At 63.0% G+C, this 21,573-nt stretch carries 20 protein-coding genes; 8 read left to right on the forward strand and 12 right to left on the reverse strand.

Annotation, left to right across the window (positions count from 1 at the left end):
- Position 1: 1 nt before the first annotated feature.
- The 4 genes from X751_RS140455 to X751_RS140440 are packed head-to-tail and all read right to left on the reverse strand — an operon-like array spanning position 2 to position 4,699.
- Positions 2-247 (reverse strand): hypothetical protein, encoded by a 246-nt coding sequence (locus tag X751_RS140455; RefSeq protein WP_023690115.1) that lies wholly within the window; start codon positions 245-247, stop codon positions 2-4.
- Positions 248-249: 2 nt separating this feature from the next.
- A complete protein-coding gene (locus tag X751_RS140450) occupies positions 250-1,476 on the reverse strand; it encodes an aminomethyltransferase family protein (RefSeq protein ID WP_023745787.1) in 1,227 nt (408 codons plus the stop codon).
- Positions 1,477-1,527: 51 nt separating this feature from the next.
- Complete coding sequence (locus X751_RS140445; RefSeq protein WP_023745788.1) at positions 1,528-3,093, reverse strand: NAD(P)/FAD-dependent oxidoreductase; 1,566 nt, start codon at positions 3,091-3,093, stop codon at positions 1,528-1,530.
- Positions 3,080-4,699: an NAD(P)/FAD-dependent oxidoreductase gene (locus tag X751_RS140440; protein WP_023745789.1), complete on the reverse strand. Its 1,620-nt coding sequence runs from the start codon at positions 4,697-4,699 to the stop codon at positions 3,080-3,082. The genes X751_RS140445 and X751_RS140440 overlap by 14 nt, the downstream gene beginning before the upstream one ends.
- Positions 4,700-5,013: 314 nt before the next feature.
- On the opposite strand from X751_RS140440, the gene X751_RS01000000164140 reads away from it, so the two are divergent.
- The 5 genes from X751_RS01000000164140 to X751_RS140420 are packed head-to-tail and all read left to right on the forward strand — an operon-like array spanning position 5,014 to position 10,034.
- Positions 5,014-5,700, forward strand: a complete 687-nt coding sequence (locus tag X751_RS01000000164140) for a class I SAM-dependent methyltransferase (RefSeq protein ID WP_245265822.1) — start codon at positions 5,014-5,016, stop codon at positions 5,698-5,700.
- Positions 5,701-5,727: 27 nt separating this feature from the next.
- A complete protein-coding gene (gene betI / locus X751_RS140435) occupies positions 5,728-6,408 on the forward strand; it encodes a transcriptional regulator BetI (RefSeq protein WP_023690120.1) in 681 nt (226 codons plus the stop codon).
- Positions 6,409-6,466: 58 nt separating this feature from the next.
- Positions 6,467-7,669, forward strand: a complete 1,203-nt coding sequence (locus X751_RS140430) for an ABC transporter substrate-binding protein (RefSeq protein ID WP_023745790.1) — start codon at positions 6,467-6,469, stop codon at positions 7,667-7,669.
- The gene (locus X751_RS140425) at positions 7,666-8,742 is read left to right on the forward strand and encodes an extracellular solute-binding protein (protein WP_023690122.1); all 1,077 of its coding nucleotides are present in this window, start codon (positions 7,666-7,668) and stop codon (positions 8,740-8,742) included. Before X751_RS140430 ends, X751_RS140425 begins: the two co-directional genes overlap by 4 nt.
- Positions 8,739-10,034 (forward strand): flavin monoamine oxidase family protein, encoded by a 1,296-nt coding sequence (locus X751_RS140420; RefSeq protein ID WP_023745791.1) that lies wholly within the window; start codon positions 8,739-8,741, stop codon positions 10,032-10,034. Before X751_RS140425 ends, X751_RS140420 begins: the two co-directional genes overlap by 4 nt.
- 40 nt (positions 10,035-10,074) lie before the next feature.
- Here the strand turns inward: X751_RS140420 and X751_RS140415 are convergent, their stop codons facing one another.
- The 3 genes from X751_RS140415 to X751_RS140405 form a co-directional block, all read right to left on the reverse strand.
- Complete coding sequence (locus tag X751_RS140415; protein ID WP_023690124.1) at positions 10,075-11,148, reverse strand: ABC transporter ATP-binding protein; 1,074 nt, start codon at positions 11,146-11,148, stop codon at positions 10,075-10,077.
- A 91-nt stretch (positions 11,149-11,239) separates the two neighbouring features.
- The gene (locus X751_RS140410) at positions 11,240-12,064 is read right to left on the reverse strand and encodes an ABC transporter permease (protein ID WP_023745792.1); all 825 of its coding nucleotides are present in this window, start codon (positions 12,062-12,064) and stop codon (positions 11,240-11,242) included.
- Positions 12,061-12,942 (reverse strand): ABC transporter permease, encoded by an 882-nt coding sequence (locus X751_RS140405; RefSeq protein WP_023745793.1) that lies wholly within the window; start codon positions 12,940-12,942, stop codon positions 12,061-12,063. Before X751_RS140405 ends, X751_RS140410 begins: the two co-directional genes overlap by 4 nt.
- A gap of 327 nt (positions 12,943-13,269) precedes the next feature.
- On the opposite strand from X751_RS140405, the gene X751_RS140400 reads away from it, so the two are divergent.
- Positions 13,270-14,682, forward strand: a complete 1,413-nt coding sequence (locus X751_RS140400) for an aminotransferase (RefSeq protein WP_023745794.1) — start codon at positions 13,270-13,272, stop codon at positions 14,680-14,682.
- 15 nt (positions 14,683-14,697) lie between these two features.
- On the opposite strand, the gene X751_RS140395 is transcribed toward X751_RS140400, so the two are convergent.
- Positions 14,698-15,900: an aromatic ring-hydroxylating dioxygenase subunit alpha gene (locus X751_RS140395; protein WP_023696407.1), complete on the reverse strand. Its 1,203-nt coding sequence runs from the start codon at positions 15,898-15,900 to the stop codon at positions 14,698-14,700.
- Positions 15,901-16,403: 503 nt separating this feature from the next.
- Here X751_RS140395 and X751_RS140390 point away from each other — a divergent pair.
- The gene (locus X751_RS140390) at positions 16,404-16,784 is read left to right on the forward strand and encodes a hypothetical protein (protein ID WP_023670066.1); all 381 of its coding nucleotides are present in this window, start codon (positions 16,404-16,406) and stop codon (positions 16,782-16,784) included.
- Between the two features lie 235 nt (positions 16,785-17,019).
- Here X751_RS140390 and X751_RS140385 read toward each other — a convergent pair whose 3' ends face one another.
- Together X751_RS140385 and X751_RS140380 are read right to left on the reverse strand one after the other, a co-directional pair.
- A complete protein-coding gene (locus X751_RS140385; RefSeq protein ID WP_023670065.1) occupies positions 17,020-19,110 on the reverse strand; it encodes a hybrid sensor histidine kinase/response regulator in 2,091 nt (696 codons plus the stop codon).
- A 222-nt stretch (positions 19,111-19,332) separates the two neighbouring features.
- Positions 19,333-20,061 carry a response regulator transcription factor gene (locus X751_RS140380; protein WP_023670064.1) on the reverse strand — a complete coding sequence of 243 codons (729 nt, stop codon included), beginning with the start codon at positions 20,059-20,061 and terminating at the stop codon, positions 19,333-19,335.
- Positions 20,062-20,155: 94 nt separating this feature from the next.
- Between X751_RS140380 and X751_RS140375 the strand changes: the two genes are divergently transcribed.
- On the forward strand, positions 20,156-20,860 hold the full coding sequence (locus X751_RS140375) for a response regulator transcription factor (protein WP_023670063.1): 705 nt from the start codon (positions 20,156-20,158) through the stop codon (positions 20,858-20,860).
- Between the two features lie 71 nt (positions 20,861-20,931).
- On the opposite strand, the gene X751_RS1000000166055 is transcribed toward X751_RS140375, so the two are convergent.
- Positions 20,932-21,102, reverse strand: coding sequence for a hypothetical protein (locus X751_RS1000000166055; RefSeq protein WP_023670062.1), 171 nt, complete (start codon positions 21,100-21,102; stop codon positions 20,932-20,934).
- A gap of 33 nt (positions 21,103-21,135) precedes the next feature.
- Positions 21,136-21,468, reverse strand: coding sequence for a hypothetical protein (locus tag X751_RS140370; protein ID WP_023670061.1), 333 nt, complete (start codon positions 21,466-21,468; stop codon positions 21,136-21,138).
- Between the last annotated feature and the right edge of the window lie 105 nt (positions 21,469-21,573).

Raw genomic sequence — 21,573 nt, forward strand, 5'->3', positions numbered from 1 at the left:
CTTAAGCGCCCATGCGCTTCAGCCAATCCTGGCCGCCGCGATCCCTGATCATCGGCAGCGGGTTCTCCCAGTCCAGCCGCGCGCAGATGCGGTAGACTTCCAGCGTCTCGGCGCTCATTTCGCCGCGCTTGTAGAAGTACATGGCGGCGGCATAGCGGGTACGACCCGACCATTTTTCGCCGAGCGGCGTGTTGACCAGCTGCCACTGTTCGGCGGCTTCCGTCTCATCATCCGGTTCGTCGGCCATGATCAGAAATCCGCCGGCGGATTGGCGGTGCGGCGGTCGAGCTTGATGAAAGGACGGGCCACCACCTTGGCCCGCTTCATCAGCTTCTGGTACTGCAACTCGCGCATGGCGTAGATCTCGACCCAGAGGTCTTCCACCATCGTATCACCATAGGGACGCGTCAGCGAGGCGATGGCAATGTTGCGCTTGGCCATCGGCGACCACATGGCGGCGTTGACCAGGCCGACCTCCTGATGCTTCTTGTGATAGACGATGGCGTGTTCGGCCGGGATGTTGCCTTCGATCTCCAACCCGACCAGCACGTAAAGCAGCTTGCGTTTGGCACGGGCTTCGAGGATGGCGCGGCGGCCATTGAAATGGCCTTTTCCCAGGGCGACCATAAAGCCGAGACCGATCTCGTCCGGCATGCGCAGACGGTCGGCGCGAATGGCATGGTCTGCGGTGGTGAAGTCGGCATTGGCGACGATGAGGCCGGCTTCCAGCCGGGCGCGGTTGAGGGCGGCGTAGCCGATGGCGCGGATGCCGCGCAGTTCGCCTGCCGTCATCAGGCGGTCCCAGAGGCTGAGCGCTTTTTCGGCCGGCACGAACAGTTCGTAGCCGAGATCGCCGGTGAAGCCGGTGCGCGAGATGGTGATAGTGCCGCCATCGTGCGGGAACTCGGCGAGATCGAACACTTTGAGTTTTTCAACGCCGGCAAAGCCGGCCTCGCGCAGCACGGCGAAGGAGGTTGGGCCTTGCAGAGCGAGACCAGCGACGCTTTCAGTCTCTTCTTCGACGGTCACTTCGAAACCGATGGCGCTGTCGAGCAGCCAGGGCAGGTGCCGCTCCTGCGAACACAGGCGGAAGCGGGTCGGCGACAGCCGGAACAGCGTGCCGTCATCGAGGACAAAACCTTCGTCGTCGCACCATGCGGTGTAGTGGACGCGGCCGGGTTTCAGCTTGGTGACATCGCGCAGCGTGACGCGATCGAGGAAGGCTTCGGCATCCGGCCCCTCGATGCGGTATTTGGTCATCGGCGAGATGTCGAACAAAGCCGCCTGGCTGCGGATGGCGAAATATTCGAGTTCCTCGTCCCACAGCGAATGCGGCGCGCGATAGCCGGCCCAATTGTACCAGTCCTGAGTTTTGGCCACCGCATCGATGCGCGGCTGGAACGGCGTGCCGAGACGCAAGGTGCGGAAATGGCCCTGCGCTGTGGTGCGGGCGGCGTTGTTGATCGGACTCGTCATGACGACATTCCTTCGCCGTAGAGTGCGGCGTTGACTGGCTGAAACATCCGGTCATCCCTTCGTCGCTATGATGCGCCGCGCCGCATTCAAACCGGGAGCACCCGAAACGCCGCCGCCTGGATGCGAACCGGCGCCGGCCAGGAACAGCCCCTCGATCGGCGTGTCGTAGCCCGACCAGCCGGAGACCGGCCGCGACATCAACATCTGGTCGGCCTGCAATTCGCCGTGGTGCCAATGGCCGCCCGGCATGCGGTAGTTGGCTTCGATATCGGCTGGCGTCAAAAGCTCGGCATGCAGCACGGACTTGCTGATACCGGGGGCGTAGGCTTCGAGCTGCGCCATGACAGCGCTGAGGAATTTCGGCTTGCCAGCGTCCCAGCCCTCTTTCAGAGCGTAGGGCGCGTATTGCACCACCGCCGACAGCACGCAGGCGCCGGCAGGTGCGAGCGACGGATCGGCAAGTGAGGGCAGCGTGGTTTCCATCACCGGTTCGGGCGAAAACTCGCCATATTTGGACGGGTTGAAGGCCCGCTCGACATGGTCGGGCGAGGGGGCAATGACAAGCCGGCCTTTGTGACTGGCGGCGTCGACGCCGGTGAATTGTGGGGGCCGGTCTAGCGCTAGATGGAGCTTGGCCGCATCGCCCTTCATGCGGATGTTCTTCACCTTGCGCACGAAGCCGGTGTCGATTTCGCGTGACCCGACCAGGCCGAGCATGGTGGTCGCCGGGTTGATGGCGGCGACGATGGTTCTGCTGCGCAGCACCTCGCCGCTGTCGAGCGCGACACCGACGGCGCGGCCTTTCTCGACGATGATCTTTGCCACCGAGGCCGCTGTGCGGATGGTAACGCCGGCTTTCTCCGCCGCCGCGCGGATCGCGGCGACGACCGCACCCATGCCACCTTTCGGCAGCATCTGTGCCCCTGCCGCACCGCCGGTCTCGCCGGCCAGCCGATAGTAGAGGCCGAGCAGGGAGGTCGGCGAACGCGGGCCGAGATGGCTACCAAGCGTGGCGTCGAAGGCAAGCAGGCCCTTCAGCCTGATATCGGCAAGCTGCTCGTCGAGCAGGTCGGCGACGTTCATCAGGAGAACGCGCAGGAAGTCGCGCATGTCTTCCTTGCCGAGCTTTTTCAGCGCCACGGCCGTCTGGCCGAGCGCTGCGGTTTCAAGCAGGGACATGCCACCGAGATCGGGCGGGCGCCGCGACAGGAACGGTTTCAGGATGCCGGCATAGCGCATGAGTTGCGCGCGCAATTCCTTCCAGGCGGACTGCTCGGACGGAGTGGAGCCGGTCAGCACTTCGCCATAGGCGCCATGCAGGACAAGCGGCGGGCCGTCCCTCGCCAAGGCGACCGACGGAATGAAGTCTGCGCGGGTGACCTGCAGCCCGTGTTTCTCCAGCTCCAATGTCTTCACCACGTCGGGGTGCAGGCGGTTCAGCACATGCGCGATCGAGGAGACCCGAAAACCCGGCGCAAACTCTTCGGTGCGCGCCGCGCCGCCGACATCGCCGGCCGCTTCCAGCACCAGCACCTTGCGGCCGGCTTTCGCTAGAGTGGCGGCAGCGACAAGGCCGTTATGGCCGCCGCCTATGATGATGGCATCAAATGACGTCATGGGCCGGGCTCATATGGGAGGTCGATTTGGCGAGGTCGCGCAGGATCTCGGCTGCCGCATTGCGGCCGGGTGCGCCCATGACGCCGCCGCCGGGATGTGTCGAGGAGCCGCACATATAGAGCCCGCCGACCGGCGAGCGGTATTGTGCGTAGCCCGGCACCGGGCGGTTGAACAGCAGCTGGTCGAAGGTCAGCTCGCCCTGGAAAATGTTGCCTTCGGTGAGGCCGACCTCGGCTTCGATCTCGCGCGGCGTGCGCACCTCCATATGGACGATGCGGTCGCGGAAGCCTGGCGAGTATTCGGCGATCTGCGCAACTACGCTTTCGGCGAAACCGTCGCGGTCGGCATCGGTCCAGACCTGGCCCTTCACCTTGGGCGGTGCGTACTGCACGAAGCAGCTCATGAAATGCTTGCCCGGCGGCGCCATGGTCGGGTCGAGCGTCGTTGGGATGACCATGTCGAGGAATGGGTCGGCCGACCAGCGACCGGCCTTCCAGTCGTCATAGGCGCGCTCCATGCGCTCCATGGAATCGGTGAAATGCATGTCGCCGCGGTAAACGGGTGAATCCTTCGGCAGTGCCGGGAATTCCGGCAGAGAATCCAGCGCGATGTTGACCTTGCCGGAGGAGCCGCGGATCTTGAAGTTCCTGACCCGCCGCAGGAAAATGTCGGGCAGTTCCTTCTCCTCGACCAGTTTCAGGAATGTGCGTTTGACGTCGGCGTTGGAGACGACGAGCTTGCCGTAGACCTCCTCGCCGCCGGCCAGCACCACGCCCTTGGCCTTGCCTCGGCTCACCAGCACATGGTCGACCTCGGCGCCGGTGCGGATAGCGCCGCCGGACGCCTTGAATGAAGCGGCGAGCGCCTTGGTGACGGCGCCCATGCCGCCGCGCGCATAGCCCCAGGCGCCGACCGAGCCGTCGACCTCACCCATATAATGGTGCAGCAGCACGTAGGCTGTGCCGGGCGACATCGGCCCGAGCGCGGTACCGATAATGCCGGACAAAGCGAAGTTCGCCTTGATGACATCGGTCTCAAAATATTCGTCGAGGAATTCCGAGATCGACATGGTCCAGAAGCGCAGCGTCAGCGCCATTTCTTCTGATGACAGGCCGACGAATTTCTTGCCGAGATAGAGAAGCTCTCCGAGGTCGCGCGGCTTGAGACTGGCCGGGTCCGGTGCGGTGCGCATCAGCAGCGGCTGGATGAAACGGCACTGCCGCGTCACGTCGCGCGAATAGCGGTCATAGGCCTCCGCGTCGCGCCTGGAGAAGCGGGCGAATTCGCGCCGGTGCGCATCGTGGTCACGGTAATTGGCGAGGTAGTCGCCGTCGCGGGTGAACACGGCGCCGCCTTCATAGGAAATAACCTGCAAGCCGAAACGCGGCAGTTCGAGGTCGCGCATGATCTCGGGGCGAAACAGCGAGCAGACATAGGAGCAGTTGGAGTAGAGGAAGCCCGGCGTCAACTCGCGGCTGGTGGCGGCGCCGCCGACCCAGTCGTTCTTTTCCACCACCAGCACGTCGAGCCCGGCGCGTTGCAAATAGCAGGCGTTGACCAGGCCGTTGTGTCCGCCGCCGATGACGATCGCATCCCAAGCTTTCATTCGCGCCCAGCCTTCATGGTGCTCGACCCTTCATTTTCGCGTGATTTGTCGCCGAATGCGCGGAATTTGGCACGGCAGCGGCTATTCTGTCCAGCCGTTCTGAATGAATGTTCAACAAATGATATTGCGTTTTCCTGTTAATACGCTACGCTTTGCCGGCATTCGAACCTGCGCAATTCGGCTGACGGGACTTAAGGTCTGATGATCGAAACGGCAGATGGCGAGCCGGAATATGACGACGCCGCGATCCGCTTCCTCGAGGCGCGTGGGGCGAGGGCTATCTGTCGCCGGGCGGACCAGACGAGGTCGACCGGGTGGTCGAAGGGCTGTCGCTCAGGGGCAAGACGATCCTCGACATCGGCTGCGGCTCCGGCGGCATCGCGCTGCATCTGGTGGAGCGCCACGGTGCTGCTCATGCCACCGGCTTCGACATCGAGCGGCCGGTGATCGAGGCGGCCAGAAAGCATGCCGCTGCACGAGGGCTTTCAGACCGCGCCAGCTTCGTCCAGGCGCCGCCGGGGCCGCTGCCTTTTGCCGACGCTTCGTTCGATGTCGTCTTCTCCAAGGATGCGCTGGTGCACGTGTCCGACAAGGACGCGCTGTTTGCGGAAATCTTCCGCGTGCTGAAGCCGGGCGGCGTCCTTGCCGCCTCCGACTGGCTGATCGGCCATGACGGCGAGCCGTCATCTGAGATGAAGGCCTATGTCGCGGCCGAAGGCCTGTCCTTCGCCATGGCCTCGCCGGCACGCTATGCGCAAGCGATGCGCAGCGCCGGCTTTGCCGATGTCACTGTGAAGGACCGCAATTCTTGGTACCGCGAGGTCGCACGCGGCGAGCTGGAAAGGCTGAAAGGCCCGCTCTACGAGACGGCGGCAGTCGCGGTCGGAGCGGCCTATGTCGACAAGAACATCAAGACCTGGGAAGCCATGCAGAAGGTGCTTGACAGTGGCGAGCACCGTCCCACTCATCTTCGCGGGTGGAAGCCGGCTGTGGTGGGATAGCCGGCAATGTGGAGCATGACGGCACCGATGAAAGCTGCAGCGCGCGAAGAGCGATCCTCCGACACGTCTGGAAAAACCGAGCCGGAAAAACGCGGCCGCAAGGCGTCGAAGGAGGTCAGGCAACAGCAGCTGATCGAAGCGACCATCGATTCGCTGGCCAAGCGCGGTTATTCGGAAACGACGATGGCCGATGTCGCTGACGGCGCCGGCCTGTCGCGCGGCATCGTCAACTTCCATTTCGAGAGCAAGGAGAAGCTGCTCGTCGCCACCCTGGCCTATATGGCCGACGAATATGCGGCGCATTGGCGCGTCGCGCTGACCAAGGCCGGCGAGGATCCAGCCCGGCAGCTGCGGGCGCTGGTCGCCGCCGATTTCGACCGTTCGATCTGCAACAAGCGCAAGCTCGCGGCGTGGTGCGCGTTCTGGGGCGAGGCCAAGTCGCGGCCGACCTACCAGGCGCTGTGCGGCGCGCGCGACGCGGCCTACCAGAAGATCTTCATCGACCTCTGTGCCACGCTCAAGCAGGGCGGTGGTTATGGCTATGAGCCGCAGGTCATGGCGCTGGCGCTCAGCGCCATGCTGGAGGGCTTGTGGCTGCGGCTGATGATGGGGACCGAGGACGTCACCCGTGAGAGCGCGCTACAGGCGGCAAACGAATTCCTGTCGGCCGCCTTTCCGAAGCACTACCCGCCGGACAGCGGACGTTGACAACAACCGGCGGATCCAAGCCGGAGCGAACAATCAGAAACAAAGAGGATGGAACAGCATGAAAAGAATAGCCCGACGCCTGACACTGACATTGGCGCTGACGGCGACGCTGGCTGGTTCGGCCGCGGCGATTGCGGTCCCCGCCGACAAGGACCTGATCGTGTTCGACTGGTCCGGCTATGAGGACCCGAGCTTCCACCCCAAATATGTCGAGAAGAACGGCGACTCGCCGACCTTCGCCTTCTTCGGCGACGAGGACGAAGCCTTCGAAAAAGTGCGCTCCGGCTTCAAGGCCGATCTTGGTCATCCCTGCTCGCAGAGCGTGACAAAGTGGCGCGAGGCGGGGCTGCTGCAGCCGCTCGACACCTCGAGGATCACCGGCTGGAAGGATCTCAATCCCGGCATCATGGCGATGAAGGATCTGGCCACCACTTCGGACGGCAAGGCCTGGTTCATGCCGTGGGACTGGGGCAACACCCAGCTCACCTACAACTCCGACAAGATCGACGCGAAGGATGTGCAGTCGCTGAAGGCCTTCGCCGATCCCAAGTTCAAGGGGCGGGTCTCGATCGGCGACAATGTCGACGACGCCTATGCGCTGGCCAGCCTTGCCATGGGGCTCAAGGACTGGACCAAGATGACGGACGACCAGTTCAAGCAGGCGTCCGACTTCCTGCGCCAGGTGCACAAGAATGTCCGCTCCTACTGGACCGATACCACGGACGTCGTCCAGTTGCTGAGCGGCGGCGAGGTCGATCTCGCCTGGGCATGGAACGATGCCACGGTACAATCCGTCGCTGCCGGTGTGCCGATCAAGTCCAAGAAGGATACGGACGAAGGCATCTCGACCTGGGTCTGCGGCTACGTGCTGTTCAAGGACGCACCCGGCAATGTCGACAAGGCCTATGACTACCTCAACGCGATCAACGATCCCGAGACCGCCAAGGTGCTGGTCAAGGACTGGGGTTATGGCCAGGCCAACGCCAAGGGCATGGCCGGCGTCGACCCGGCGATCCTGAAAGAAAAGGGCTATGACGATGTGCAGAAATTCGTCGACAAGACCCTGTTCCAATCGCCCGTGCCGTCGTCGCTCAAGCTCAAGATGATCGCCGAATTCGAGAAGATCAAGGCGGGGTACAAAAGCTCTGTCCGGCTTCCTCCGTCTGCCTGTCAGTGCGCCGGGCAGACGGTCTCGCCAAGGCCGCTGAAATTCCGTAACGTCGCCCGGCCGCTTTTCGCGATGAGGAGTTTCGCGCCATGAATTCCATGCTTCGCCGCCTTGCTCTTGCTGCCGCCCTTACGGTCGGCGCAGGCGCCGTGCTTGCTTATGCCGAAGGCGGCGGAGACCTCGTCGTGTTCGACTGGTCGGGTTATGAAGATCCGTTGCTGCACCCCGACTACACCGCCAAATACGGCGCCGAGCCGACCTTTGCTTTCTTCGGCGACGAGGAGGAAGCGTTCCAGAAGATGCGCGCCGGCTTCAAGGCCGACATCGCCCACCCCTGCTCGCAAAGCGTGACCAAGTGGCGCGCGGCCGGCATTCTGCAGCCGCTCGACACCTCCCGGATCGCCGGCTGGCAGGATCTCAATCCCGGCATCATGGCGATGAAGGATCTCGCCGTCACCGCCGACGGCAAGGCCTGGTTCATGCCGTTCGACTGGGGCAACACTTCGCTGCTCTACCGCACCGACAAGGTCACGGCGGAGGAAGCGCAGTCGCTGAAGATTTTCGCCGATCCCAAATTCAAGGGCCGCGTCACCATCGGCGACAATGTCGATGACGCCTATGCGCTGGCCAGCCTGGTCATCGGCCTCAAGGACTGGACCAAGATGACCGACGCGCAGTTCCAGGAGGCGTCCGCCTTCCTGCGTGACGTCCACAAGAACGTCCGCTTTTACTGGACCGACGACACCGACCTCAACCAGGCCTTTACCGGCAATGAGGTCGACCTCGTCTGGGGCTGGAATGAGACCTTCGTGACGCTCAAGGGCCAAGGCATGCCGATCGCCATGAACCGCGACACCAGGGAAGGCATATCCACCTGGGTGTGCGGCTATGTGCTGATGAAGGATGCGCCGGGCAAGCTCGATCAGGCCTATGATTTCCTCAGTGCGGTCAACGCGCATGCCGTGTCCGATTACTTGGTCAAGACCTTCGGCTACGGCCACGGCAACAGCGCCGGGATGGCCGCGATCGACCATCAGGTGCTGAGCGACCGTGGCTTCGACAATCTCGACAAGTTTTTGGACAAGACGCTGTTCCAGCAGCCGGTGCCGCCTGAGCTCAAGCAGCGCATGGTCACGGAATTCGAGAAGATCAAGGCCGGCTATTGAGCGACAGGACTGAAAGAACCGATGTCGTCATCGTCGGCGCCGGTTTCACGGGCCTGTCGGCTGCGCTTGAGCTGAGAAAGGCCGGCATCGATGTCGTGCTGCTCGAAGCACGCGACCGCGTCGGCGGCAGGGTCGAGGCTATTCGCAACGGGCTTGGCGAGCGCATCGACAGCGGCGGCCAGTTTTTCTGCGAAGACATGCCGGAGGTGACGGCGCTGGCCGCGTCCCGTGGCAAGGCCTTCGTCGAAACCTATGTGAATGGCGATTTCATCACCCATCCATCGCTGTCGGTCGAAGAGGCCGAACGGACCTATCATGGCGCGATCGCAATCCGCGAGCGGATGAATGCGATCGAGCCGGACGATCCCTCGATCGCCGGCATGAGCGCTGCCGCCTGGCTCGAACGCCAGCCTGATCCCACTGACGCCAAGACGGCTTTCCGCTCGATGATCGAAGGCCTGTGGTGCCTGGCGATGGACAAGGTGCCGCTGTGGTACCTCATCGACAATGACCGCCGCATCACCAACGAGGTGCCCGAGCTGCAATATTCGCTGCTCGAAACCATGCAGTCGCTGGCCGAGGACATGGCGGGAGATCTCGGCGATAGCGTTCGGCTGAACGAGCCGGTTACGCGCATCGAGCACGGGCCGCAAGGGGTTCGTGCCGTCTCGGCAGGCAGCGCCATCGAAGCGCGAAGAGTGCTGGTCGCGCTGCCGCCGGCGACGGCCGCGAAGCTGGATTTCGCGCCCGCTCTGCCGCCGGCTCTCGCAAAGGCGCTCGGCGTCTGGGAAAGCGGTGCGGTGATCAAGATCCTGGTGCGCTATCCCACGCCGTTCTGGCGCGAGCGCGACCTGTGCGGCATGGTGATGTGGCGCGACCTGCCGGGCCTGTTCGCCTGTGACGCCAGCAAGGATGCGCAACATGCCGCGCTGGTCGTCTTCGTCGGCGGACCGCTGGCCTTGCATTGGCGTCCGCTCGCGGACGCGGCGTTGCGTGCGGAGGTCACGGCAAGGCTCGTTGATGCCCTTGGCGCGGAGGCGGCCGACATTGTCGATTTCAGCCAGCGCGACTGGATCGATGACCGCTGGAGCGGCGGCGCCTACAGCGACCTTATTGTCGATGTGACGGCACGGGATGCCGAGCGCACGATCCGTGCCGGCGCAGATCCTGTTCATTTCGCATCGTCGGAACTGTCGCCGTCATTCCCGGGCTATGTCGAAGGCGCCATCGTGATGGGGCGGATCGCAGCCAAACAGATCGCGACGGAACTTAAAATTCTTAGTGGAGCATGATCTTATTCCGAAAATCGGTTCCCACTTTTCGGGATCATGCTCAGTCCGCCATCGCCACCAGGGCCTCGGGATCGTAGCCGAGGCGGACCGACGTGCCGACGGGGATATCGTCGGCGCCGAAGTCGTTGGTCTCGGTGACCGACAGTGGCTTTTCCAATCCGGGTATCTCGACGATCAGGTGGGTGATCTCGCCAAAATAGTGGCGTTCGACCACCTTGCCGGCCACTTCGAATTTCGCCGTCGCATTGTCCCACAGCACGCGCAATCGCTCCGGCCTGATGCCCAGAGTGGCGCCGCCCCCATTGCGCATGAAGGCCTTCGGCTTGTCGGTCCTGACGCGGCCGAAGCCCAGCGTGTCGACGACCAGCGAGGCGGCATTCTCCTCTATGATCTGCGCTTTTACGAAATTCATGCCGCCGAGGAAATCGGCGACTTGGCGGTTGACCGGCCGCTGGTAGATTTCCTTGGGCGAGGCGACCTGGGCGATCTTGCCGCCGAACATTACGGCGATGCGGTCGGACATAGCGAGCGCCTCATACTGGTCATGGGTGACCAGCACGAAGGTGATGCCGACCGCCTGCTGCAGGCGGCGCAGTTCGACCTGCATCTGCTCGCGCAATTTCTTGTCGAGAGCCGACAGCGGCTCGTCGAGCAGCAGCACCTTGGGCCGCATCACTAAGGCGCGGGCGAGCGCCACGCGCTGGCGCTGGCCGCCGGAAAGCTCGGTGGCGAGGCGTTTGCCGAGGCCGGTGAGCGACACCTGCGCCAGCGCTTCCTCGACGCGGCGCTTTTCTTCCGTTCCTCCCAGCCTGAGCCGTTTCAGCCCATAGGCGACATTCTGCTCGACATTGAGATGCGGGAAGATGGCATAACTCTGGAATACCATGTTGGTCGGCCGGCGGTTGGCCGGGATGCCTTCCATCGACTGGCCGCCGACCGAGATCGAGCCGCTGGTCGGGTTGTCGAAACCGGCAATCATGCGCAGCAGCGTGGTCTTGCCGCAGCCGGAAGGGCCGAGCAGCGAAAAGAACTCGCCCTCCTTGATGGTCAGCGAGGCGTCGTCGAGCGCCTTGAACGCCCCATAGCTGCGGGTAACGCTGCGGATTTCGATCATTGCCCGGTCGGTTTGGGGTCGATCAGATTGGGCCCGCTCGGAATTATCTTGCTTGGATGGCTCATCCTGAGGCCGTTCGGCCCGGGACTGCTCAGGCATAGAGGCCTCCCTCGCTCTGGGTGCGTCTGGCCGCATGGCGGCGCAGGATCTCGGCAACGGTCATCAAAACGAAAGAGGCAACCAGCAGCAGCGTGCCCAGCGCCAACACACCCGGCAGCTTGGCGGCAAAGCGCAACTGGCCCCAGATATAGATCGGCAGCGTCGTCTCGGTGCCGGTCAGGAAGAAAGCGATGACGAACTCGTCGAGCGAGATGGTGAAGCAGACCAGGAGGCTGGAAATGATCGCCGGCGCCACCATCGGTAGCGTCACCCGCCGGAAGGTGCCGAAGGCACTCTCGCCGAGATCGGCGGAGGCTTCTTCGAGGCTGCGGTCAAAGCCCTCGAAACCGGCGGTCAGCACCGTCATCGAATAGGGAATGCAGATCAGGACATGGCCGAGCACGACGGTGAACAGCGACAGGCTCAGGCCTAACTGCAGCATGACCAGCAGCATGGAGATGGCGAGGATGATTTCCGGCAGCACCAGCGGCGCCATGATCAGGCCATTGATTGTGCGGCGGCCGGGATAGCGGTAGCGGGTGATCGAGCGGGCGGCGAGGATGCCGAGCAGCGTCGCCAGCACCGATGCCGAGATACCGACGATCAGGCTGTTCCAGGCGGCGTCAAGCAGCGCCGGCGTCTTCGGCAGGTCTTGGTACCATTTCAGCGTATAGCCGGTGAGAGGAAATTTTGGCGTCGGCGTGGTGTTGATCGAGAAGATCGGCAGGAAGATCACCGGCAGATAGAGAAAGACGACGTAGAGGAAGGCGTAGGCGGACAGCCAGCCGCCGGGAAAAAGGCGCCGCCTCGCCGTCATCGCGCCAGCCTCTGCAGCGCGCGGATGATGAGCACGGTGGCGCCCGCCATCAGCGTCACGACCAGCATGGTGGTCACGGACAATGCCGCGCCGAGTGGCCAGTTGGAGGCCTTATGGAACTGCGACTCGATGGCATTGGCGATCATCACGCCATCCTTGCCGCCGACCAGCCTTGGGGTGACGTAGTCGCCGACGGTGGGGATCATGACGATGAGAGCGGCCGAGATGACGCCCGGCGCCGACAGCGGCAGCGTCACGCGCAGGAAGGAGCGCAGCGGGCCGTCGCCAAGATCGGTGGCAGCCTCGACCAAGGTGCGGTCGACCTTCTCGAGCGAAACGAAGATCGGCAGGATGGCGAAGGCCGCCCAGGCGTGTGTGAGCGTGATGATGACGGCGCTGGAATTGTAGAGTAGCGCGGTCGATGGTTCGTCGATGATGCCGAGGCCCATCAGGCCGGAATTCAGCACGCCATTATAGCCGAGGATGACTTTCCATGACATCACGCGCAGGAGATAGCTGGTCCAGAACGGGATGGTAATCAGGAACAGCCACAGGCTCTTGTGGCGACCGCCATGGAACGAGATGAAATAGGCGATCGGATAGGCGAGGATGACGGTGAAAAAGCTCACCGTCAGCGAAATGTAGAGCGAGCGCCAGAGCAGATCGCGGTAGATCGGCTCGGTCAGCGCGATGCGATAATTCTCCAGCGTGAATGTATGGTCGATGGTGAGGTAGTTCTGCGTCCAGAAGGAGTGGGCGAAGACCACCAGGATCGGCACCAGCAGCAGGATCAAAGCGTAGACCAAGGTCGGGCTGATCAGGGCAAGGCCCTGGACGGATTCGGACTGCAGAAGGGCGTTTCGCCTTGCTCGCGTCATGGTCGCGTGGGCACCCCTTCGGCAGCTACCGTCATTGCAGCGACCCGGGCGTGATCTCGGTTGCTGGCTCGAACTGTTCCGCCATGATGCTCCCATTGACCGGGCCGGCTGCCTGTTCCCAATTTTTGCGGAGCGCGCTTTGCTGGTTGCGCTCCAAGCTTGCCGGCTTTCTTTCATCATGAGCGCATCCGTGCATTGAAATCAAGCGCTATTTCTGCAATATTGATTGAACGGACATTCAAAATGAAGTGAAGAAAGCCGGCTTTCCTGCCCTTGGCGCTTCGCTTTCTGTCCGGTGAAATTACGCTCAGACGATGCGAGGCAATGATGGCGGCTGCAAGAGACCTAAGAGCGATGGAAATGGCTGACGGTGGCGATGCGGTCGAGCTGGCCAAGCGCCATCTCATCCAGCCCTGGCCTTATGCCGGCTCGGTCGGCAATGAAGCGCGTGCGCTGATTGGCGAGGGCGATGGCATCTACATCACCGATGTAACAGGCAAGCGACTGATCGACGGGCCGGCCGGCATGTGGTGCATCAATGTCGGCCACCGCCGCGAGGAGCTGGCCAGGGTGATGTACGACCAGGCGATGATGCTGTCCTACAACACGCCCTGGTATACGATGAATGCGCCGTCGGCCGAGCTCGCCAAGCGCCTCGCCGATCATGCGCCGGGCGATCTCAGCCATACCTTCTTCACCACCGGCGGATCGTCGGCTGTCGAGACGGCGCTGCGCTTCATGCAGTTCTACAACAATGTGCGCGGGCGGCCGGAAAAGAAGCTGATCCTCAGCCGCGGCGGCGCCTATCACGGCTCGACCTATCTGTCGGCCTCGCTCAACGGCCGGCCGCGCGACCGCGACTGGATGGACGGCGCCGACGATCTGGTCGTCAAACTGTCCTCGCCAGACCCGTTCCGGCGGCCGAAAGGCATTGACATCGCCGCCTTCTGCGATTTCCTGGTCGATCAGTTTCGCGATACGGTCGCCCGCGTCGGCGCAGAGAAGATCGGTGCTTTCGTCGGCGAACCGGTGCAGGCATCCGGCGGCGTCGTCGTGCCGCCGGATGGCTATCTCCAGCGCATTCGCGAAATCTGCAGGGACAACGATATCCTCTATATCTCCGATGAGGTGGTGACCGGCTTCGGGCGGCTCGGCCATGTCTTTGCCTCCGGCGATGGCTTCGGCATCGACCCCGACATGATCACCTTCGCCAAGGGCGTTACATCAGGCTATTTCCCGCTTGGCGGCGTCATCATCTCGGAGCGGCTGCTTCAGGAAATGCGCCGTTCCAACCATCCCGATGCGATGTTCGGCCATGGCCTGACCTATACCAGTCATCCCATCGGCTGCGCGGTGGCGCTGAAGAACCTCGATATCCTGGAAGACAGCGTGCTGGCCCACACGCGCGATGTCGCGCCCTATTTCCAGGCGCAGTTGAAGACGCTGGAGGAACTGCCGCTGGTTGGCGAAGTCCGCGGCATGGGCCTGATGGGCTGCGTCGAGTGCGTAGCCGACCGCGAAAGCAAGGATCCGCTGCAGCTCGACAAGGATGTCGGCAAGCGCATCGACGCGCATTGCCACGAACTCGGCCTCCTGGTCCGGCCGCTGATCAACATGTGCGTGATGTCGCCGCCGCTGATCATCACGCGAGAGCAGATCGACGACATGGTGGCGATCCTGCGCGAAGGCATTTCGCGGACCATGGATGATCTGCGCAAAGAGGGCGTGTGGCAGGGGTGACTGGCAGTTCCGCCCCTACACCTGCGAGCGCATAGCCTCATTGAGGTTCCACATGTCCTTCTCCTCCGGCGCCGTCTCCAGGCCCAGCACCGGGATCTGCTTGCGCAGATGGTCGTGGTGGGTGCGCACACCGTATTCGAGGTCGGAGAGATAAAAACCCTCGAAGGCCTCCGAGATCATGGACTCGTTTGACCAGACGGAAAGCTGCACGTCCTCGTTCATGGTATCGCGGTCGATGCGGTAGGCGAGATAGCGGGCGGCCGCCTGTTCCCGGGTCTCGTCGGGGTAGCGGTAGATGGCGCCGCGCAGCAGCGTCTCGCCGGTCGACAGCGGGAACTCCTGATAGAACTGCACCGATTCCGGCATGATCGACAGCGCGTTGTTGGGGAAGATGCCGTAATAGATCCAGGCCCTGCGCAGATGCTCCGGCAGGTGTGAGGCATCGGGCGTGAGCTTGATGTATTCGCGCACGCTCCAGCGCCGGCCGGCATGCGGATTGTAGGTGGCAAACGAGCGCGACACGCCGTTGATGAACGGCTCGTCGAAATAGGTCGAGCCGTAGAGATCCTGCAGCGCCGGATGCGCCATGGCGACGTGGTAGCCTTCATTGTCGACGTCGCGCACCGACTTCCAGTTGACCGGCGTTTTCTGTGTCCAGATGCCCCAGGACGGCACCATCTCGGCCACGTTGTAGTGTGCCATCTCGGCCTCGATCGGCTTCAACAGTTCGGCCACCGAAGGCTGCGGGCCGCCCTTGCGAAAGCGGACAAAGATGAAGCCCATCCATATCTCAAGGTCGAGCGGCATCAGGCCGAATTCGGTCTTGTCGAGCTCGGGGAAGGAGCGCGGCCGGGCGGCGCCGCGCAGCGTGCCGTCGAGATTGTAGACCCAGCCATGGAACGGGCAGACCAGCGCGTTCTTGCAGGTGCCCTGGCTGTCGGCGACGACGCGGCTGCCGCGATGCCGGCACATGTTGTTGAAGGCGCGCACGACGCCGTCCTTGCCGCGCACGATGAGCGCCCGCTCGCCGACCACGTCCATAGTCAGATAGTCGCCGGCATTCGGCACGTCGCAGACATGGCCGGCGATCTGCCAATGGTTGCGGAAGACGTATTCCTTCTCAAGTTCGAGAAGCGCGTCGGAGTGATAACTCCAGCCCGGCAGACCCCGCCGGTCCCAATCATTGGGGATCGCCACGTCACGGAGATGCGGGTTCATAAAAAAGCTCTTCTTTTATTGAATACTCATTCAATAAAACCATATTTTACATTGAAATGCAATGGCTTGTAGAAATCACAACTTTTCAAGTCGGCACAACAGGACCAGCTGAAAGCCAGAAAATCCCGGAATATCCGGGCGTTAACCGGGGGCGTGAAATAGCTGTCCGGCATGCGGATTTGGCCGTGCCGAGCTTCAAAACACGGCCCGCTCCGAGACGAAAATACCTGGCGTCCGCAAATTCGATCCGCAGTGTGAGCTTGTTCATAGTGCGGCCGACAGGAAGCGGGCTTGGTGCGTTCGCGGCCCGCCTGTCGTCAACATTTGATTGCCCGGATGAAACAGCTTCGCAAACGCATCTTGCCGTCGGCACATGACCGGATCTGTCCGGATATGCCCGAATTTCTTGTTTCAAACCTGTTACGCGGGCAAGCCAAGCGCATCATTCGCCCGTTACCAGGCGCGCTTAGGTTCGTTTCATAAGAAAACGAAGGGGAGCAGCAATGCATACGAAAGTCGAGATCACTAGCAACGAACGACGCGCCAAACTGGCACTGCGTCAGCGCGCCAGCGACCATCCGGTTGCGATGTTCTCCATGCTGGGCGCCTGCGCTCTGGCCGTCATGTTCCTGACACCGGCTTCCGGTCCGGCTTTTGCTTCGCTCAACCCGCCGGCCAATGTTGTCCAGGGCGCGCCGACCACCATCAAGACCGCCCGGCTGCCGGAGCCGGAAATCGATTTTGCCTGCCAGGGTCAGGCCTGGGGCGCCGAGAGCGCGGAGTGCCTGCGCGTCATCGCCGCCCAGTCCGGCGTGCACAAGGCGCGTTCCGTCCGCATGATCGCCAACGCAGCGCCGCTGACCACGACACCCAACGTTTTCTGAACCTCCCGAGCGCTTCCTCCCGCGCTCGTTCTTGGCTCCCGCCGCTTCCCTCGGTCGGGAGCCTCCTTTTTAGGGCCTATCGATATTCGGGTGAGGCCGGCCTGCGCATGGAGGTTCCCTGCGCTTCCGGTGCTCGCGTACTTCAAGTACGCTCCGCTCCGGTTCTCGGGAACCACCATTCTCGACTCGGCCTGACCCGAATCTCGATAGACCCTACATGGGTGCTTCCGAAAACTTAGCCGGCGGCGGCGACCTGGTCGGCTATTGCCGAGAGTACGCCGCGGACGTCCAGCGTCGAGAACGGCTTTTCCAGGATTTGCGGGCGCTGCGGCGCCGGCAAGGCTTCGATCTCGGCCTTGGCGCCGATCAGGTCGCCGGTGACCAGCACGAAGCGTTTGGCCAGCGCCAGGTTGTCGGCGAGCAATTCGCGGTAGATGGCAATGCCGCTGGTGCCGGGCATGCGCAAGTCGGAAAAGACGATGTCTGGCGGCATGTGGCCGGTCAAGGTCGCCGCCGCCGACGTCCAGGCCGGCACGACCCGCGACTTGATACCCATCAGTTCCAGGATGTCGGAGAGGGAGCCGGCGACGTCGGGTTCGTCGTCGATGATCAGCGCATGGCGCAAGCCGCTGGAACGAGCCGGGCTGTCGCCGGCTGCTGCCGCGCCGCCGGTGATTACCGGCAGCTGGACGACGAAGCGCGCGCCACGCGGCAGCACCTCCTCGAACCAGATATTGCCGTTGTGGCGCTCGACGATCGATTTCGAGATCGACAGGCCGATGCCGGTGCCGACGCCGACCGGCTTGGTGGTGAAATAGGATTCGAAGATGCGGCTGCGGATCGCCTCGGGAATGCCCGGTCCGTTGTCCTCGACCGAAAACCCGGGGTTGCCGCGATCGCTGCGGAATGTCCGCACCTTGATCAGGCGGTCGCCGCCGATACCGGCCAGAGCGTGTTGGCTGTTGATCAGGAAATTGGCGGCCACCTGCGTGACGTGGTCGGCATCGGCCATCGCCAGCAGCGGGCCGGGCGCGAAATCGGTGTCGATGATGATGCCGCTCGAGCGTGCGCCATAGGCGGTTACTTCGAGTGCGGCGCGGATCACCTGGTTGAGATCGGTCTCGGCCTGCGCCGCCGGATGCAGGCGCACCATCGACAGGAAGCTTTTGACGATGCGGCCGCAGCGCTCGGCAGCGGCGCGCACTTTCTCGGCGCGAACCTTGGTCTGCGGGTCGGTGGCGAATTCATGCAGCAGCGTCGACTGCGCAACGACCACGGCGAGCGGGTTGTTGAGCTCGTGCGAAACACCGGCCAGCAGTGAACCCATCGCCGCCATCTTCTCGTTCTGGTGCAGTTTTTCGCGCTGGCGGTTGATCTCTTCTTCGGCGCGCAGCTTATCGCGCAGATCGCGGATCGAACCGAAGATGAGCTGACGGTCAGCCACCCGCATCTCGGTCGCCGTCAATTCGATGGGAAACACCTCGCCGGCCGCATTCTGTGTCACGGTCTCAAGCCGTTGGCCAACCATCGGCGCGCCGCGGCCAGACATGTATTCGGCGCCCGAGACATAGCCCTTGCGGTAATATTCCGGCACCACGGTATCGAGCAGGTCCTTGCCGAGGATGTCGCTGCGCTGATAGCCGAACATCTTTTCGGCGGCCGGATTGAATTCGATGATCGAGCCGGTCTCGTCGATGACGATGATGGCGTCGAGCGACGCCTGCAGCATGGTGCGGCGGATGACTTCGCTGGCATGGGCGTCGGACGGCGAGTGCTCGATGGCGTCGCCGATGGCGAGCGCGATGATGTGCATCGTCGCCTCTTCCTCTTCGGTCCATTCGCGCTCGTTTAGGCAGTCATTGACCGCGAACGTGCCCCACAGATGACCGTGCGCGAACACCGATACCGACAGGAACGACTTGATGTGCTGCTTTTCGAAATCGGCCCTGAGGAACCCGTCGAGATCGCGCGTATGGCCGGCGAAGATCTTGCCTTGCCGCTCGTCCTCTCCAATCCGCTCCAGCAGCGGATCGGTATCGACGATCGACTGCATGATCACCGTCGGCGAAGCCAGTTCGCCGCCGAAGCGAGGATCGATCCAGTAGGCGGCGACCGATTGGGCGAAGCCCTGGCCGGGCAATTCGCGCAGCCTGAACAGGATGCCGCGCTGGCAATTCATGGCGCTGCAGAGCGTTTCGAGGATGGTTTCCATCTCGCGCTGCCAGTCGCCGGCATCGCGCAACCGGCGGACGACGCGCACAGCCGCCATCGCGGCGCTCTGGCGAGCGCCTTGCGGGTCCATACGTGGTGCTGGTTCAGCGGTCATGTCAGCCATCAGTAAAGGGCCGTCGAATTAGGCAGCTATGGAGCATTTCACGAAAAGGTGAAACGCTCCATGTTTCAATGCAATCCCGAACGGAAAATCGCTACGCACTGTTCCTGGAATTGCTAGAGCGTTTCACCGTTTCACGGAAACGGAGAAGCCTCTATCTCTTTGTTTTTACGCAATTCCGGGCGGAAAACCGCGTACACTTTTCCTGTAATTGCTCTAGTGCCCGTCACCGGTCGGCAGCGAGAAGATATAGCCTTCGCCGCGCACTGTGCGCAAAAATTTCGGATTGGCCGGATCGGTTTCGATCTTCTTGCGCAGCCGCATGATGCGAATGTCGACGGCGCGCGACGATTCAGGATCCTCAACAAAACCAATCGCCTCGGAGATCGCCGATCGCGTCAACAGCCGGTTGGCGCGGGTCAGGAAAACCTCCAGCACATCGAACTCGCTCTTGGCCATGTCGATGACGGCGCCGTTGGCGCCGGTGACAAGCCTGCCGTCGAGGTCGGCCTGGAACGGGCCGAAGGTCAGGCGGCGGCCGCCATCGGCTTGTGTCTTCGCCGCCTGGGGCGGGCTCGGCTGCGGAACGCGGCGCAGCACGCTGCGCACACGAGCCAGCACCTCACGCAACTCGTAGGGCTTGACGATGTAGTCGTCGGCGCCAAGCTCCAGCCCGACAATGCGGTCGAGTGCGGTGCCGGCAGCCGTGGCATAGATGATGCCGACCGGTATTTTCGAGCGCAGCCAGCGGCCGAGCGACAGTCCGTCCTCGCCCGGCATGGCGATGTCGAGAATGGCCAAATGAAACGATTCCGTCTCCAGCAAGGCGCGCGCCTCGGCCGCGCTTCCGGCCTGGGTCACATCGTAGCCGTTGGCGCCGAGATACTCGGCGACCGCGTCCCGGAGATCGGGCTCGTCCTCGACGATGACAATCCGTGCCCGCACTATGGCCTCGCTCCCGCTTTCAGCGGAAAGTAGATTGGGTATAAACATGATGTCCAGCACTCATATCCGGTTGCGGGGGAACGGGAAGAAAAACATGGCTGCACGATCCGTCATCGCGCTGGTTTCCGTCGCCGATGTGGTGGCCGGCGATCTTGCCGATCATCTCGACCGGCGCGGCCATGACGTGCGCGAGGCGCGGCAGCCCTGGGAAGCTGAATCCCTGCTTTCGGCCGGAGGCATCGATATCGTCATCGTCGGCGACAGCCTCAGCCAGGCGGAAGGGCGGGACCTGCTCAGGCGTTATGGCGGCGGCCAGAGCGCGGACGGGAAGGCGGGGCCGGATTTCATCCTGATCTGCCGGCCGGCCGATCTGGTCGACAAGGTGCTGGCGCTCGAGCTTGGCGCCGCAGATGTCGTCGAAAGTCCGCTCAATGTCAGGGAGCTTGCCGCGCGCATCGGCGGCCTGCTGACGCGGCGCGGCAGGTCCGCCCAGGAACTGATCGTGCTGGAAAATGCCACCGTCGATTTGCGGTCGGCCATCGTCATGCACCGTTCGGGTACGGAAGAACAGCTGTCGCCGGGCCAGGTGGCGCTGCTCAGGCTGTTTCTGGCCAGCCCGCGCAAGGTGCTGACGCGCGACGACATCATTGCGGCGGCGCCCGCCGAAAATGCCGATGCCTTCGACCGCTCGATCGATTCGCGCATCGTGCGGCTGCGCCGCAAGCTCGACACCGAAACCATCACAACTATACGCGGCGCAGGCTACCGGTTCGACCCGCCGACGCAGCGCGCCGACTGAGGGTCGGGAGGCTGGATTGTTCCTCGGCTCGCCCAAAAAAGCTGCGCAATCTCGGGCGCCATGCATAGGCGTCAGCGCACCACCAGAAGCGATGGTCCCGACGGCAATTCGCTGGCGACTACGATTTCGCTGGCGGCATGCGCGCGGTCCTTCAGGAGAACCGTGGCGAGACCGGCAAAGCCGAGCAGGCCTTGTGCATAGAGCAGTACCGAAAGCACGGAGGCTGCAGATTTCGTCTTCATCGGTTGTCCCCAAAAATCAGAACCGCGGGTGCTTCAGGATAAACCCGAAGTGCCCGCGTCGCCCACGGAGCCCCCCGTTGCGACGCGGGCCTTCGGTCCTCTCGGCAGCAAGTTGCCGGAGGGGCCGCGCATCCACTTCAACCCGAGGCCGACCCGCCAGAGGGCCCTGAGACGGTTGATGCGCAGACTGGAGACAATCCAGACCAAGGCTATGAACAGCGCGGCATGCAGCGTCGAAATCTCACCCGAATTCATCACCGCCAGTTTCGTCATCGGGGTGCCGGCTACTGTGCCGATGCCGCCGACGACAAATGCGGCGATGCTTATCCTGAAGAGCCAGGACAGGGTGGTCGATTTGATGCTCATTTTCGTTGGCGCCGGCTGTTCTCGTTGGGATGACTGTGCCGCGAGCCTGTAACCAGATCATGCCGCCCAGGCCGCGCTTTGTTGCAAGTCGGTTTCGAGCGAAGC

This window comes from Mesorhizobium sp. LNJC394B00 (genome assembly GCF_000502555.1).
Lineage (GTDB): Bacteria > Pseudomonadota > Alphaproteobacteria > Rhizobiales > Rhizobiaceae > Mesorhizobium.

What these genes read in the sequence shown, in the direction of transcription:
- X751_RS140430 (WP_023745790.1), top strand. Translation starts at nt 6,467, where the DNA reads ATGAAAAGAATAGCCCGACGCCTGACACTGACATTGGCGCTGACGGCG.
- X751_RS140455 (WP_023690115.1), bottom strand. Translation starts at nt 247, where the DNA reads ATGGCCGACGAACCGGATGATGAGACGGAAGCCGCCGAACAGTGGCAG.
- X751_RS140395 (WP_023696407.1), bottom strand. Translation starts at nt 15,900, where the DNA reads ATGAACCCGCATCTCCGTGACGTGGCGATCCCCAATGATTGGGACCGG.
- X751_RS140410 (WP_023745792.1), bottom strand. Translation starts at nt 12,064, where the DNA reads ATGACGGCGAGGCGGCGCCTTTTTCCCGGCGGCTGGCTGTCCGCCTAC.
- X751_RS140440 (WP_023745789.1), bottom strand. Translation starts at nt 4,699, where the DNA reads ATGAAAGCTTGGGATGCGATCGTCATCGGCGGCGGACACAACGGCCTG.
- X751_RS140375 (WP_023670063.1), top strand. Translation starts at nt 20,156, where the DNA reads ATGGCTGCACGATCCGTCATCGCGCTGGTTTCCGTCGCCGATGTGGTG.
- X751_RS140390 (WP_023670066.1), top strand. Translation starts at nt 16,404, where the DNA reads ATGCATACGAAAGTCGAGATCACTAGCAACGAACGACGCGCCAAACTG.
- X751_RS1000000166055 (WP_023670062.1), bottom strand. Translation starts at nt 21,102, where the DNA reads ATGAAGACGAAATCTGCAGCCTCCGTGCTTTCGGTACTGCTCTATGCA.
- X751_RS140445 (WP_023745788.1), bottom strand. Translation starts at nt 3,093, where the DNA reads ATGACGTCATTTGATGCCATCATCATAGGCGGCGGCCATAACGGCCTT.
- betI (WP_023690120.1), top strand. Translation starts at nt 5,728, where the DNA reads ATGAAAGCTGCAGCGCGCGAAGAGCGATCCTCCGACACGTCTGGAAAA.
- X751_RS140415 (WP_023690124.1), bottom strand. Translation starts at nt 11,148, where the DNA reads ATGATCGAAATCCGCAGCGTTACCCGCAGCTATGGGGCGTTCAAGGCG.
- X751_RS140450 (WP_023745787.1), bottom strand. Translation starts at nt 1,476, where the DNA reads ATGACGAGTCCGATCAACAACGCCGCCCGCACCACAGCGCAGGGCCAT.
- X751_RS140385 (WP_023670065.1), bottom strand. Translation starts at nt 19,110, where the DNA reads ATGACCGCTGAACCAGCACCACGTATGGACCCGCAAGGCGCTCGCCAG.
- X751_RS140400 (WP_023745794.1), top strand. Translation starts at nt 13,270, where the DNA reads ATGGCGGCTGCAAGAGACCTAAGAGCGATGGAAATGGCTGACGGTGGC.
- X751_RS140405 (WP_023745793.1), bottom strand. Translation starts at nt 12,942, where the DNA reads ATGACGCGAGCAAGGCGAAACGCCCTTCTGCAGTCCGAATCCGTCCAG.
- X751_RS140425 (WP_023690122.1), top strand. Translation starts at nt 7,666, where the DNA reads ATGAATTCCATGCTTCGCCGCCTTGCTCTTGCTGCCGCCCTTACGGTC.
- X751_RS140370 (WP_023670061.1), bottom strand. Translation starts at nt 21,468, where the DNA reads ATGAGCATCAAATCGACCACCCTGTCCTGGCTCTTCAGGATAAGCATC.